The following is a 13,951-nucleotide window of genomic DNA, read 5'->3' as shown; positions in this document are numbered from 1 at the left end:
TGGCGGGGAGCCGAAGCTCCCCGCCAGCCGGTGTCGACCCTGAGGTCACTTGTGCAGGTGGTGCTCCTTCGCCTCCTGGTAGGTGAGCTCGTGCGGAGCCTTCTCCGTCGCGCTCAGCCCAGCGGAGACCCCGCCACCGACCGTGCCGCCGCCGTAGGTCAGGTTCGCCCAGTTGTTCTGGGTGCCCAGGACCGACAGGCCGCCGGCGTTGTTGATGTCGGATGCGACGACCCCACCGGTGACACCGTCACAGTTCCAGTTGATCGGCAGGTTCGCGCCACCGACGGTGGTGCGCTGCGTGCCGTTCGGGCAGAACCAGCGGGTGCGGTAGGTCGCGGCACTGGCGCTCCCGAGCCCCGCGTTCTCGTTCAGGGCCGCCTCGTTGAGGTTCGGCAGGGTGAACGATGAGTAGGTGAAGCTCGGCGGGATGGTTCCCGTGCGCGGGATGCCGGTCACCTGGAACGCGTAGTTCATGACGCTCAGGTAGTTCGGCTCGAAGTTGGCGTGGTCGTCACCGCCGTGGCGGAGTCCGAGGTCGTGCCCGAACTCGTGGATGAACGTGCCCACCTTGGCGTCAGAGCTGCCGCCGCCACCCCAGAGCCCGAGCGTCACGACGAAGCTGTCGTTCGGGATGTTGAAGGCGTTGCCGCTGCTGCTGCCACCGTCGTAGCCGTGGGCCCAGATCATGTAGTAGTAGACCTTGGCGCGGGCGGCGTTGAAGTTGGCGGACTTGATCGCGTTGAACTGTGCGGCGACCGGGTTGAGGTCCGCGTCGAACGGCACCAGGTTGCCTCCACCGAGGTTGAACGCAGCACCACGCGCCGCACCGGCGTCGAGGTGCAACCGGATGCCTGTCAGCCCGTCAGGGTTGTTGGCATACGGGGCAGCTGCGTAGGCAGCCACGATGCGGTTCAGGTCTGCGGCGAGCGGCAGGTGGCACGGGCAGACAGCCTCGGCCCCCATGTAGTCCATCTCGACGTAGAGGTCCTTGTGGACCGGCGTCGCACCCGGGAGCGCGACGTCGAAGGTGCCGTTGCCGTCGGAGTCGAGGCCGTTGGCCTCCCACCCGTCGAGCAGCTTGTCGCCGTCGGTGTCGATCTGGCCGTAGTAGCGCGCCGACATGACCTGGGCCACCCAGGCAAGGCAGTCCGGACCACCGTCGACCGTGAACCTCGCGCTGGTGTCACCCGGGTGGACCAGGCGGCCGAACGAGATGGTGTCCGTGTCCCACAGGTTGCCCGCGCTGTAGCGCGGGACCGGCCGGTCGGTGCCGTCCCAGTCCGGCGGGAAGACGTCGACACCGTTGACCTTGCTGAACGGCTCGCTGGCGTTGGACTGTCCGTCCCCACCGATGAAGGTGGTGCGGAACTCACCGACCGGGTTCGATGCCGAGAAGCCGAAGGGCAGCGACGTGGTCATGGCGCCACCTGAGGTCATGCCGTAGCCGTTGGCCACGACGACCTGGGTCAGCGGGTAGCTGGGCTTGTCGTAGACGACGACGAGCGATGCGCCCTCGGCGAGCGGGGCCGCCGCAGGGGTCTTGAACGGGTCGGCGCCGTCGTGCCGGCTCGAGGCGAACCCCTTGAGGGAGTACCAGCCGTTGCCGGTCACGTAGCTGCCGACGTTGGCCCGGTACGCGTACCCGGTCGTCGTGCCGGCCCAACAGGGGCTGGCCCCCTGGCCGACCTTGATGCCCCGGATGGGCACACCCTTGAACGTCCCTGCCGAGAACGACGAGGACTCGCGGTTGCCGAGGATGCTCCAGTAGAGATAGGCCTCCACGACCTTGGCGCCGGACGGAACGCCGGACACGTAGATCGACCCGGCACCCCGGTTGCGCAGGCCGACGCCCGAGGCGGTGTAGCCGCCGTGCACCGTCAGCTGTGCATAGGTCGATGGCGCTGCTCCGGAGACGCCGCCCACGCCCGAGGTCTTCGAACCGGTGGCGACGCCCTTGCCGGGTGTCACCTTCGCAGCGATGGCCGTCGCGGCCGACGGTGCGGATGCATCGACCACGGCCGCCGCGACGGGCGCCTTCTGGATGGTGGTCGATGGTGCCGCCGAAGCGGCTGTCTGTGCCGTCGCGGCGGCAGCAGCAAAAGCTGCCCCGGCCGTGACGAGCACGGTGGCGAACCGCGCCGAACGGCGCAGCCCAGTGGTGGTTGATTTCATGCCGAGTCCTCCCCAAGACTCTTGTGTGCCGCCCGCCTGCGACCCGCATCTGTCCCCCGGTCGTCACCGCGCCCCCTGCGCTGGTGGACGGCCGCGGACCGCGACGTCACGAACACACATCCCCTGTGCTGCGCCAGGATCCGACGGTGTCGGCCCCCCCTGCTGTCGCAGCAGCATCAGGTATAGAGCCACTCGCATGCGTTCGCCATCAGTAGAATGACGTAGATCGTGGATAGATCCTTCAACTTCCACTCCTCGTGATTCACGACGTGAAGACAGCACTGCTCGTGATTCACGACGTGAAGACATCCCGCCGCGGGCCACCGCGCGGGCCACGAGCCCGCCCGGGCTGCTAGCCCGGCGGGTTGTATGCCGCGTAGTCCACTCGCGTGACCGGCCTCGTCACGAGCTGTCCGCTGGGGTCCGGCATCGGCAGTGAGCGGCTGCCCTGCACCAGCTGGACGCTCTGCGCCAGGCTGTTCGCCGTCACGGTGAACACCAGCTGGGCCATGGCGAGCGACTGCTCGTGCACGGAGATCCGCTCGAAGCCGGGCGGCAGGGTGATCCGGGCCACGCCGTCCTCGTCGACGACGCCACGCAGCGGGGTGCTGGCGATCGGTAGGGCGCTGCGGATGCCGGCTGCCGCCATCGCCGGAGTGACCGGCACGGCCAGCCCGACGAAGGACGGCTCGAGGCCGGCTCCGGGCGGCACGGTGCGGGTCAGCCGGGCCAGGTGGTCGCCCTGCACGAAGTAGACCGCCACCGTCAGCGGCACTCCCTGACGGCTCGGACCCGACGACGTCGCGGTCGTGGTCGGGGCCGAGGCGGGGACGGGACCGGCCTGGGTGCCGATCGAGCACGCCGACAGGCCCAGTGCCACGGCGACCACGATGCCGGCCACGCGGCATACCGGGCTAGGACGAGATGGTGGGCAGCTCCACGACAAACCGAGCACCTCCTCCCGGCCGCTCCTCGACGAGCACCTGGCCCTCGTGCAGGGCCACGTGCCGCTGCACGATGGACAGTCCCAGGCCGACGCCGGTGCGCTCACTCGACCCTCCCCGCGCGAAGCGCTCGAACACGCGCGCGCGGCGTTCGGGGACGATGCCGGGGCCGGCGTCCTCCACCACGATCCGCAGCCGGTGGGCGCCGGGCTCGACGCGGACGGCGGTGCACCCACCTCCGTGGGTCTCTGCGTTGCCGACGAGGTTGGCGACGACCCGCTCGAGGCGGCGCTTGTCGACCTCCATGGTCAGGGTGGCGACGGCGGGGTCCACCGCGGTGACGACCCGGCCGGCCGCGGCGTCAGCGGCGCGGCGCACCAGGTCTCCCACCCGGACCGTCTCCCGGACCACCTGGTCGCCCGCGTCGTGGCGGGAGATCTCGAGCAGGTCCACGACGAGGGCCCGGAACCGCTCCAGCTCGTCGGCCAGCAGGTCGACCGGCTCCCGCACCGACTCGGGCAGCTGCTCGCGGCGGTTCTGGATGACCTGCATGGAGTTGAGCATGGTCGTCATCGGCGTGCGCAGCTCGTGGCTCACGTCGACCGCGAACCGGGCATCGGCCACGACGTGGCGCTGGAGGTCCTCCACGGTGCGGTTGAAGGAGCCGGCCAGCTCCTCGAGGTCGGGGTCGCCGTCGGCGTCGAGGCGCGCCGAGAGCTGACCCGCCGCGACGTCGGCGGCCACGCGGTTGAGCTCGGTCAGCGGGCGCAGGGCCAACCGGCTCGCGAACCGTCCGACGCCCAGACCGATCAGCACGGTGACCACGGCGGCCGCGACCAGGCCCAGGGACAGGGCGCGGGCCGTCCGCTGCATCTCGTCGAGGGAGTAGATCTCGAAGTAGCTCCCCCGGCCCCCGTCCAACGGCAGGCCCACCGCGAGGTGCAATGTCCCGTCGACCCGGATCCGCTGGGTGGCCTCCTGCCCGCCGCCGACCAGCGTCACCAGCGAGGTCGGCAGGCTGCCCGGCCCGAGGCTCGGCGAGGTGGCGTACCACCGCCCGTCCACGTGGGCGAGCACCGCGGCCGAGTCGGTGCCGGGCACGCCCTCGAGCACGGTCGGCAGGTCGGCGACGCCGGTCAAGAGGGCGGTCTCCACCTCACCCCGGTCGAGCGAGGTCTCGACGAGCGCGGTCTGCTCCGTCTGCGACACCATCGTGCGCGTCACGAGGGTCCAGGCCAGCCCGGACAGCAACGCCGACAGCCCGAGCGCCAGCAGCCCGAACCCCAGGGTCACCCGCCCCCGGACCCCGAACCTGCGGGCGGGAAGAAACCGACGCAGGCCCCGCGCACCAGCGCCCGTTCCCCCGCCGGCCACTAGCCCGCCAGCCGATAGCCCAGCCCCCGGGCCGTGACCACGTAGCGAGGGCTGGCGGGGTCGCGCTCGACCTTGGTCCGCAGCCGGCGGATGTGCACGTCGACGATCCGCGAGTCGCCGAAGTAGCCGTAGCCCCAGACCTTGTCGAGCAGGTCCTCACGGCTCAGGATCCGCCCCTCGGCGACGGCGAGCTCGGCCAGGAGTCGAAACTCCGTGCGGGTCAAGGCAACTGGCTCCCCGTCACGGAGCACCACGCCGTCGTCGAGGCCGATCGACAGGTCGCCCACCGTGGGTCGTCGGGGGCGGTGGTCGACGGCGGGCTCGACCCGTCGCAGGAGCGCGCGGATCCGCGCCGAGAGCTCCTTGGCGACAAGCGGCTTGGTCACGTAGTCGTCCGCACCCGCCTCCAACCCGGCGACCACGTCGTGGCTGTCGGAGCGGGCGGTGACCATGATGACCGGGACGTTGCTGCGGTGCCTGATCTCGCGGCACACCGAGAAGCCGTCGGTGTCCGGGAGCATCACGTCGAGCAGCACGACATCGGGCTCCTCGCGGGGCAGGTCGGCCAGACCCTGCTCCCCCGTGGCCGCCTCGGACACGTGGTAGCCCTCGTCCTCCAGGGCGAGGCGGAGCACCCGCCTGACCCGGGGATCGTCCTCAACCAGCAGCACGCGCCGCGTCACGTCGTCAGTATCACACCGCCCGCGTGAGCCGTCCGGAAGTTCTGTCGCTCATGGCGTTCCGTCACGCAATCGTCATGAAGCCAGGGGCCGTGTGACAGCGCATTTGCGGTCCCATGACGCTTCCCGGCGCGCCCTCCCACGGCTGCGGTGCGGTGCCTAGGTTCGCAGTCGACCTGCCCTGCACGACCGGGCAGCTCCTCCTTCAACCCAGCTCCGTCCACCCACCCGAGGAGAACGAGATGACCCCCAGGAAACGTCGGCTCGCAGCGGTGGCCACCGCCTGCACTGCGAGTCTCGGACTGGCTGCCTGCGCCAGCAGCACCGGCACCACGACCGGCTCGTCGGCCACCAGCGGCACCGCCGTCAAGGGCGGCACCCTCAACATGCTGGGTGTCGGCGACGTCGACTACATGGACCCGAACATCAGCTACTACTCGGGTGGCTACGTCGCACTACGACTGTGGAGCCGCCAGCTCTTCACCTATCCCGCCATCAAGGACCAGACCACCACGGCCGCCCCTGACCTGGCGACCGCGATCCCGACCGAGGGCAACGGCATCAGTGCCGACGGCAAGACCTACACCATCGCCATCCGCCAGGGCGCGAAGTGGGACACCAGCCCGGCGCGGCAGGTGACGGCACAGGACATGGTGCGAGGCGTCAAGCGCACCTGCAACCCGGTCCAACCGTTCGGCGGCCTGCCGGACTACGCCGACCTCATCGTCGGCTTCCAGTCGTTCTGCGACGGCTTCGCCAAGGTGGCCAAGACGCCCGCCGCCCTGGCGGCATACGTGGACAAGACCCCGGTGGCCGGTCTCCAGGCGAAGGACGACCAGACCGTGGTCTTCCAGCTCACCCACCCGGCCAGCTACTTCGTCGACATGCTCACACTGCCGTCCTTCTCCCCAGCGCCCAAGGAGTACGACGCCTACCTGCCGGCCAGCCCCGAGCTGGCGGCGCACACCATCTCCGACGGCCCCTACAAGGTCGACTCCTACACCCCGACGAAGAACATCACCTTCAGCCGCAACCCAGCCTGGGACGCCGCCACGGACCCGATCCGCAAGGCGTACGTCGACAAGGTCGTCATCAACGAGACGGTCAGCCAGGACTCGGTCCAGCAGCAGCTCCAGACCGGCACCCCGAGCGCCGACATGGCCTTCGACACGTTCCCGCCGCCGTCGCAGCTGTCGGCCCTGATCGCGAAGAAGGACCCGCTGCTGAACCTCGGGGAGGGCTCGTCGAACAACCCGTACCTCGTCTACAACACCGTCTCGCCGAGCAACAACAAGGCGTTGCAGAAGAAGGAGGTGCGGCAGGCGCTGTCCTACGCGCTCAACCGCACCAACATCATCCAGGTGCTCGGTGGACCCAAGGTCAACCCGCCACTCACCCACGTCCTCCCGAGCAACGTCGTCGGTGGGGAGGAGAACTTCGACCCGTACCCGAACGACCCGGCCAAGGCCAAGTCGATGCTGGCAGCAGCCGGCTACCCCAACGGCCTGACGCTGAAGATGTTGTACCGCAACGCCTCCGAGGGTCAGAGCAAGTCCTTCCAGACCGTGCAGCAGGACCTGTCGAAGATCGGCATCAAGGTCGTCGGCGTCCCGTCGCCCAGCGCGGACTTCTACACGAAGTACCTGCAGGTGCCGACCGTTGCCCAGCGCGGCGTGTGGGACATCGCGATCGCCGGGTGGGGAGCCGACTGGTACGGCAACGCCGCGCTGTCGTTCTTCAAGCCGCTCTACTTCGGCAAGGCGGCCTTCCCGCCGGTCGGCAGCAACTTCGGCTTCTACGACAGCCCGACCACCAACGCGCTGATCGAGCAGGCCTCGACGGCCAAGACCGAGGACGAGGCCAGGGTCCTGTGGGCCAAGGCCGACCACCAGGTGATGGACGACGCGATCTTCTTCCCGATCACCAACCCGATCACCGCGAACTACCGGGCGGCCCAGGTGAACAACGCGGTGTTCATCCCCGCCTTCCAGCAGTTCGACCCCGCGAACGTGTGGCTCGCCGCGGGCAAGCAGGGCGGCTGAGGACACCGCCATGGCACTGCTGGAGGTTCGTGACCTCGAGGTCGCCTTCAACACCGCCGACGGTGTCGTCCAGGCCGTGCGCGGACTCTCCTTCGATGTCGAGCGTGGCAGCACGCTCGCCATCGTCGGGGAGTCCGGCTCGGGCAAGAGCGTGGCGACCCAGACCATCGCCGGCCTGACCCGTGGCGCCCGCGTGAGCGGCACCGCACGGTTCGACGGCATCGACCTCATCGGGGCCGACCCGGAGGTCCTGCGCCGGGTGCGGGGCGCGCAGATCGGCATGATCTTCCAGGACCCGCTGTCGAGCCTGCACCCCTACTACACCGTCGGCTGGCAGATCGTCGAGATGATCAGGGCGCACCGCAAGGTCACCAGAGCCGTTGCGCAGCAACGGGCCGCAGAGCTGCTGTCCATCGTCGGGATCCCCCGCGCCGAGCAACGGATCCACGACTACCCGCACCAGTTCTCGGGCGGGATGCGGCAGCGCGTCATGATCGCCATGGCGATGGCCCTCGACCCGGCGCTGCTCATCGCGGACGAGCCGACGACGGCCTTGGACGTGACCGTCCAGGCACAGGTGCTCGACGTGATGCGTAGCCTCCAGGAACGGTTCGGGACGGCCATCATCCTCATCACCCACGACCTCGGCGTGGTCGCCGAGATGGCGGACGAGGTGGTGGTCATGTATGCCGGGGCGGTCATGGAGCGGGCCCCGCGCCGGACGCTGTTCTACCGGAACCACCACCCGTACACCGAGGGACTGCTTGCGTCCCTGCCGTCCCAGGGCGGCACCGGCCAGCGGCTCACCCCGATCCCGGGGTCGCCGCCCTCGCTGATCAGCCTGCCGGCCGGGTGCCCGTTCGCACCGCGCTGCCGCTACGCGTTCGACCGGTGCTGGAGCGTCGCGCCGCCCCTGGACATGGTCCACGACGACCCCGCGCACCGCTCCGCCTGCTGGCTCGCGGACGACGCCCAGGGACGCAGGGACAACCAGGCCCGCACGGCGGCCGAGGCGGTCGCAGGCGGCTCCGGCGACCGCACGCCGACCGCGGCTGGAGTCGGGCCATGAGATCCGAGGTCCTGCTGCGCGCCGAGGAGGTCGTCAAGTCGTTCCCCGTGCGCTCGTCGGGGCTGCGCCGCACGCACGACGTGGTGCAGGCCGTGGCGGGGGTCAGCCTCGAGGTCCGGCGCGGTGAGACCCTCGGCCTCGTGGGCGAGACGGGGTGCGGGAAGTCCACCCTCGCGCGCTGCCTGGCGCGGCTCTACGACCTGACATCGGGCACGGTGACCTTCGAGGACCGCGACATCAGCACGCTTTCGGGTCGCGAGATGCGGCCCCTGCGCCAGGACATCCAGGTGATCTTCCAGGACCCGTACGGCTCGCTGAACCCCCGGCGGCGGGTGGGCTCGATCATCGGCGACCCCTTCGTCATCCACGGGATCGGCTCGGCCGCCGACCGCAAGCGCACCGTGCAGGAGCTGATGGAGCGGGTCGGGCTGAACCCCGAGCACTACAACCGGTTCCCGGCCGAGTTCTCCGGCGGCCAGCGACAACGGATCGGGGTCGCCCGTGCGCTCGCGCTGCGGCCCAAGCTCGTGATCTGCGACGAGCCGGTGTCGGCACTGGACGTGTCGATCCAGGCGCAGATCATCAACCTGCTGGTCGACCTCCAGGACGACTTCGGGCTGACCTACCTCTTCATCTCGCACGACCTCTCGGTGATCCGTCACGTGAGCGACCGCATCGCGGTGATGCACCTGGGCAAGATCGCCGAGCTCGCCCCCGCGGCTCAGCTGTTCGACCACACCCGCCACCCGTACACCCGGTCGCTGCTGTCCGCCCTGCCGCACGCCGACCCGGACGTGGCCGACAGCCGGGAGCGGATCGTGCTCGTGGGCGACCTGCCCACGCCGACCAACCCCCCGTCGGGCTGCCGGTTCCACACGCGGTGCCCCAAGGCGCGCGAGGACTGTGCCGTCACCGACCCGCCGCTGGTGCCGGTGCTCGGGGACGGGCCGGTACACCTGACGGCCTGCCTGCACCCGCTGGCCGTGGGCGAGGACCTCTCGCTGGCCAAGCCGCGGGTGAGTGACACCGAGATCGACCCCCGGCCGCGCCGGGCCGAGGAGGCTGAGTCCGCATGAGCGACACCGCAGACGTCGTGGCATTGATGAGCCCATCGGGCCCCGAGTCCGACCCGCATGCCACCACCCGACCCACCGCGGCCAAGGGCATCGAGGGCCGCACGCCGTGGCAGCTGGCGTGGCAACGGCTGCGCCGCGACCGCGTGGCGATGGTGTCGCTCGTCGTCATCGGCCTCATCGTCCTGATGGCCATCGCGGCGCCCTTGGCCGCGCTGGTCACCGGTCACCCGGTCAACGAGCAGTACCGCACCATCGGGCTCACCCCGGACGGCCTCCCCCGCGGCCCGTCGAGCGAGTTCTGGCTGGGGACCGACGACCTCGGCCGCGACATCCTCGTCCGCATCGCGTACGGCGCCCGCATCTCGCTGCTCGTCGGTGTGGCCTCGACGATCCTCACCGTCGTGATCGGCGTGGTGATCGGCCTGGCCGCCGGCTTCCTCGGCGGCGCCGTCGACACGGTGCTGGCCCGCCTCATCGACGTGGTCCTGTCGGTGCCGTTCCTGCTGGTCGCGATCGCCCTGGTCTCGATCACCGGGCCGAGCCTCATCGTCACGGTCCTGGTCATCGGGTTCTTCAGCTGGGCGTCGGTCGCCCGCATCGTGCGGGGGCAGGTGCTGTCGATGCGGGAGCGCGAGTTCGTGGAGGCCGCCCGGTCCCTGGGCGCCTCCAACTCGCGGATCATGTTCGTCGACATCCTGCCCAACGTGCTCGCGCCGGTGATCGTGTACGCGTCACTGCTGATCCCCGTGGTCATCGTGGTCGAGGCGACCCTGTCGTTCCTCGGGCTCGGGCTCGCCCCGCCCACGGCCGACTGGGGCGGGATGATCAGCGAGGCCCAGACCTACTACACGACCTCGTGGTGGTTCGTCGTCTTCCCCGGAGCCGCGCTGCTCATCACGACGCTGGCCTTCAACCTGCTCGGCGACGGCATCCGCGACGCCTTCGACCCGCGCTCCGAGCGCCTGATGGCGAAGTGAGGACCTCATGGTGCGCTTCCTGATCCGGCGCGTGGCGCTGGGCTTCCTCGTCCTGTGGCTGATCACCGTGGCGGTCTTCGGCCTGTTCTTCGTCGCCCCCAACAACGTCGCCCGCACGCTGGCCGGCCGACAGGCCACGCCCGAGACCGTCGCGGCGATCTCCCACCGGCTCGGGCTGGACCAGCCGTTGTGGAAGCAGTACCTCGACTTCGTCGGCAACGCGCTGCACGGGGACCTCGGCTACGACTACTACCACCAGGTGCCGGTCACGACGATCCTCGGCTCGGCGCTGCCGATCACCCTGTCGCTGGTGTTCGGGGCCGCCTTCCTGTGGCTCGGCCTGGGTGTCTTCAACGGCGTCATCTCGGCCACCCACCCACGCTCGTTCACCGACCGGTCACTGACCGCGCTCAGCCTGTTCTTCTACTCCACGCCGACGTTCCTGCTCGGCATCCTCCTGCTCTACGTCCTCTACTTCCGGCTCACCCTCGCCGGGCACACGGCCTTCCCTGCTGGGGGCTATGCGCCCTTCGGCGGTGGCCTCGGGCCCTGGGCGCAGCACCTGGTCCTGCCCTGGTTCACGCTGGCGCTGGTGTCGGCCGCGACCTACACGCGGCTGACCCGGGCGTCGATGCTGGACGTGCTCGGCGAGGACTACGTGCGCACCGCCCGGTCCAAGGGGATCGGCGAGCGACGCGTGGTCCTGCGCCACGGGCTGCGGGCCGCGCTCACCCCAATCGTCACGCAGTTCGGGATCGACGTCGGGTCGCTGCTCGGCGGGGTGGTCGTCACGGAGACGGTGTTCAGCCTCCCCGGGCTGGGCAAGACCGCGATCGACGCGATCAACCAGCAGGACCTCCCGGTGATCATCGGGATCGTCCTCTTCGCGGCCGCCGCGGTCGTGGTCGCCAACATCCTGGTCGACCTCGCGTATGCCGTGCTCGACCCGCGCGTCCGCCTGCACTGAGGCACGTAGAGAGGCCCGGCCCCCAGACGGGGACCGGGCCTCTCTACGTCACAGACTGAGCCGGCCACGCGGCATACGAGGTATGCCGCGTGGCGTGGGCTCAGTTGCCGGTGAGCTTCTCGCGCAGTGCGGCGAGGGCCTCGTCAGAGGCCAGGGTGCCCTCGGACGCCGGGACGGCCGGGCGGCTGCTGCTGCTGCTGCCCGAGTCGCTGTCGGAGTCGGCTGCGGAAGAACCCGAGTCGGACGAGTAGGACGTCGCGGCACCAGCGTTGGCGGCTGCCTCGGCGTCGGCCTTGGTGGCCTCCTCGACCTGGGTCTTGTGAGCCTCCCAGCGGGTGTGGGCCTCGGCGTACTGCTTCTCCCACTTCTCACGCTGGGTGTCGAAGCCCTCGAGCCACTCGTTGGTCTCCGGGTCGAAGCCCTCCGGGTACTTGTAGTTGCCGGCCTCGTCGTACTCCGCGGCCATGCCGTAGAGGGTCGGGTCGAACTCGGCGACGGGCGCGCTGTCGTCGTTGGCCTGCTTGAGGCTCAGCGAGATCCGGCGACGCTCGAGGTCGATGTCGATGACCTTGACGAAGATGTCGGAACCGACCGTGACGACCTGCTCCGGCAGCTCCACGTGGCGCTCGGCCAGCTCGGAGATGTGGACCAGACCCTCGATGCCGTCGTCCACGCGGACGAACGCACCGAACGGGACCAGCTTGGTGACCTTGCCCGGCACGACCTGACCGATCGCGTGGGTGCGGGCGAAGTGCTGCCACGGGTCTTCCTGGGTCGCCTTGAGCGACAGGGAGACACGCTCGCGGTCCATGTCGACGTCGAGGACCTCGACGGTGACCTCCTGGCCGACCTCGACAACCTCGGACGGGTGGTCGATGTGCTTCCAGGACAGCTCGGACACGTGGACGAGACCGTCGACGCCGCCGAGGTCCACGAACGCACCGAAGTTGACGATGGAGGACACGACGCCGGAGCGGACCTGCCCCTTCTGGAGCTCCTTGAGGAACGTGGTGCGCACCTCGGACTGGGTCTGCTCGAGCCACGCACGGCGCGACAGGACCACGTTGTTGCGGTTCTTGTCGAGCTCGATGATCTTGGCCTCGATCTCCTTGCCCACGTAGGGCTGGAGGTCGCGGACGCGACGCATCTCCACGAGCGAGGCGGGGAGGAAGCCGCGCAGGCCGATGTCGAGGATGAGTCCACCCTTGACGACCTCGATGACGGTGCCGGTGACGACGCCGTCCTCTTCCTTGATCTTCTCGATCGTGCCCCAGGCGCGCTCGTACTGCGCACGCTTCTTGGACAGGATCAGCCGACCTTCCTTGTCCTCCTTCTGGAGGACCAGGGCCTCGACCTCGTCGCCGACCTTGACGACCTCAGAGGGGTCGACGTCGTGCTTGATCGAGAGCTCGCGGGAGGGGATGACACCCTCGGTCTTGTAGCCGATGTCGAGCAGGACCTCGTCCCGGTCGACCTTGACGATGACACCCTCGACGATGTCTCCGTCATTGAAATCCTTGATCGTCGCGTCGATCGCGGCGAGCAGTTCTTCCTCGGTGCCGATGTCGTTGATGGCAACCTGAGGGGCGGTCTTTTCGACCGTGCTGGCAGTCATGTAGTAGGAACTCCGATGGTGGACAGTGAATAGAAGGTGTTGGTTGTGCTCACGCGAACCGGGCCGCCGAACGGCGGCACGACGAAGCGCGCACACGGAAGTGCCTCCCTACCCTACCGACGCCGTCCCTGCAGGGTCAAAACGCGAGAGGTATGCCGTTGAGTGAGTATGCGCAGGTCAGCCGTCGCGAGGCGGGTCCGGAGGAGACCGCCGCCGCGAACCGGTCGTGGTGGGACGCGGAGGCCGGCGACTACTATGCCGAGCACGGCACCTTCCTGGGTGACGCGGACTTCGTCTGGGGGCCCGAGGGCTGGCGGGAGGACGAGCTCCGGCTGCTGGGCGACCTGGCCGGTCGCCGCGTGCTCGAGATCGGGGCCGGCGCCGGGCAGTGCGCCCGCTGGGTGTCCGCCGCCGGAGCACAGGTCGTCGCCACCGACCTGTCGGCCGGGATGGTCCGGCAGGGTCTCGACCTGAACCGCACGGTCACACCCCCGGCCGAGCCCGTGCCGTTCGCCCAGTGCGACGCGGTCGAGCTGCCGTTCGCCGACGGCAGCTTCGACACGGTCTTCACCGCCTATGGCGCCGTCCCCTTCGTGGCGGACACCGCGCGCCTGATGCGCGAGGTCGCGCGGGTGCTGCGGCCCGGCGGCCGGTTCGTGTTCTCGACCACGCACCCCTTCCGGTGGGCCTTTCCCGACGACCCCGGTGCCGGCGGCCTGACCCTGACCCAGTCCTACTTCGACCGCACCCCGTACGTCGAGGCCGACTCCGACGGCGAGGCCACCTACGTCGAGCACCACCGCACCGTGGGCGACCGGGTGCGTGAGCTGGTGGCCGCCGGGCTGGTCCTCGTCGACCTCGTCGAGCCCGAGTGGCCAGAGCGCAACCAGGCGACCTGGGGCGGCTGGTCACCCCTGCGCGGCGGCTACTTCCCCGGCACCGCCATCTTCGTCTGCCTGCGGGCCTGAGGGGCGTTTCGACCTCGACAGGCCTCGAGGGCCGACCGGATCGCTCCGGTCGGCCCTCGACTGACGT

The 13,951-nt window shown here is 69.8% G+C and carries 11 protein-coding genes; 6 read left to right on the top strand and 5 right to left on the bottom strand.

From position 1 onward, the window contains the following. Positions 1 to 45: 45 nt before the first annotated feature. The 4 genes from ASG95_RS10220 to ASG95_RS10205 all read right to left on the bottom strand — a co-directional run bounded on the left by ASG95_RS10220 (position 46) and on the right by ASG95_RS10205 (position 5,173). On the bottom strand, positions 46 to 2,172 hold the full coding sequence (locus tag ASG95_RS10220) for a hypothetical protein (protein ID WP_057377391.1): 2,127 nt from the start codon (positions 2,170 to 2,172) through the stop codon (positions 46 to 48). 352 nt (positions 2,173 to 2,524) lie between these two features. After that, complete coding sequence (locus tag ASG95_RS10215) at positions 2,525 to 3,073, bottom strand: GerMN domain-containing protein (RefSeq protein ID WP_056921132.1); 549 nt, start codon at positions 3,071 to 3,073, stop codon at positions 2,525 to 2,527. Between the two features lie 13 nt (positions 3,074 to 3,086). Then, positions 3,087 to 4,409, bottom strand: a complete 1,323-nt coding sequence (locus tag ASG95_RS10210; RefSeq protein ID WP_057377390.1) for a HAMP domain-containing sensor histidine kinase — start codon at positions 4,407 to 4,409, stop codon at positions 3,087 to 3,089. Positions 4,410 to 4,489: 80 nt separating this feature from the next. After that, a complete protein-coding gene (locus ASG95_RS10205; protein WP_057377389.1) occupies positions 4,490 to 5,173 on the bottom strand; it encodes a response regulator transcription factor in 684 nt (227 codons plus the stop codon). A gap of 239 nt (positions 5,174 to 5,412) precedes the next feature. On the opposite strand from ASG95_RS10205, the gene ASG95_RS10200 reads away from it, so the two are divergent. From ASG95_RS10200 to ASG95_RS10180, 5 genes are read left to right on the top strand one after another with little or no spacing between them, the layout of a single operon-like run. After that, the gene (locus tag ASG95_RS10200) at positions 5,413 to 7,212 is read left to right on the top strand and encodes an ABC transporter substrate-binding protein (RefSeq protein WP_162259394.1); all 1,800 of its coding nucleotides are present in this window, start codon (positions 5,413 to 5,415) and stop codon (positions 7,210 to 7,212) included. A gap of 10 nt (positions 7,213 to 7,222) precedes the next feature. After that, positions 7,223 to 8,281, top strand: coding sequence for an ABC transporter ATP-binding protein (locus tag ASG95_RS10195; protein ID WP_057377387.1), 1,059 nt, complete (start codon positions 7,223 to 7,225; stop codon positions 8,279 to 8,281). After that, positions 8,278 to 9,357, top strand: a complete 1,080-nt coding sequence (locus ASG95_RS10190; protein WP_057377386.1) for an ABC transporter ATP-binding protein — start codon at positions 8,278 to 8,280, stop codon at positions 9,355 to 9,357. The genes ASG95_RS10195 and ASG95_RS10190 overlap by 4 nt, the downstream gene beginning before the upstream one ends. Then, positions 9,354 to 10,334, top strand: a complete 981-nt coding sequence (locus ASG95_RS10185; RefSeq protein WP_200961901.1) for an ABC transporter permease — start codon at positions 9,354 to 9,356, stop codon at positions 10,332 to 10,334. Before ASG95_RS10190 ends, ASG95_RS10185 begins: the two co-directional genes overlap by 4 nt. A gap of 7 nt (positions 10,335 to 10,341) precedes the next feature. Continuing rightward, positions 10,342 to 11,301 (top strand): ABC transporter permease, encoded by a 960-nt coding sequence (locus ASG95_RS10180; protein ID WP_056921137.1) that lies wholly within the window; start codon positions 10,342 to 10,344, stop codon positions 11,299 to 11,301. A 100-nt stretch (positions 11,302 to 11,401) separates the two neighbouring features. Here the strand turns inward: ASG95_RS10180 and rpsA are convergent, their stop codons facing one another. Beyond that, positions 11,402 to 12,916: a 30S ribosomal protein S1 gene (gene rpsA, locus ASG95_RS10175; protein WP_057377385.1), complete on the bottom strand. Its 1,515-nt coding sequence runs from the start codon at positions 12,914 to 12,916 to the stop codon at positions 11,402 to 11,404. 152 nt (positions 12,917 to 13,068) lie between these two features. On the opposite strand from rpsA, the gene ASG95_RS10170 reads away from it, so the two are divergent. Then, positions 13,069 to 13,884: a class I SAM-dependent methyltransferase gene (locus ASG95_RS10170; RefSeq protein WP_057377384.1), complete on the top strand. Its 816-nt coding sequence runs from the start codon at positions 13,069 to 13,071 to the stop codon at positions 13,882 to 13,884. Positions 13,885 to 13,951: the final 67 nt, after the last annotated feature.

The organism is Phycicoccus sp. Soil803 (genome assembly GCF_001429685.1).
In the GTDB taxonomy this organism is placed as follows: Bacteria; Actinomycetota; Actinomycetes; order Actinomycetales; family Dermatophilaceae; genus Pedococcus.
The sequence above is the reverse complement of the archived record's forward strand: the minus strand, read 5'-3'. Positions and strand labels throughout refer to the sequence as shown.

Coding starts and splice junctions, on each gene's coding strand:
- ASG95_RS10220 (WP_057377391.1), bottom strand. CDS start 2,172: ATGAAATCAACCACCACTGGGCTGCGCCGTTCGGCGCGGTTCGCCACC.
- ASG95_RS10200 (WP_162259394.1), top strand. CDS start 5,413: ATGACCCCCAGGAAACGTCGGCTCGCAGCGGTGGCCACCGCCTGCACT.
- ASG95_RS10195 (WP_057377387.1), top strand. CDS start 7,223: ATGGCACTGCTGGAGGTTCGTGACCTCGAGGTCGCCTTCAACACCGCC.
- ASG95_RS10190 (WP_057377386.1), top strand. CDS start 8,278: ATGAGATCCGAGGTCCTGCTGCGCGCCGAGGAGGTCGTCAAGTCGTTC.
- ASG95_RS10185 (WP_200961901.1), top strand. CDS start 9,354: ATGAGCGACACCGCAGACGTCGTGGCATTGATGAGCCCATCGGGCCCC.
- ASG95_RS10180 (WP_056921137.1), top strand. CDS start 10,342: ATGGTGCGCTTCCTGATCCGGCGCGTGGCGCTGGGCTTCCTCGTCCTG.
- rpsA (WP_057377385.1), bottom strand. CDS start 12,916: ATGACTGCCAGCACGGTCGAAAAGACCGCCCCTCAGGTTGCCATCAAC.
- ASG95_RS10170 (WP_057377384.1), top strand. CDS start 13,069: ATGCCGTTGAGTGAGTATGCGCAGGTCAGCCGTCGCGAGGCGGGTCCG.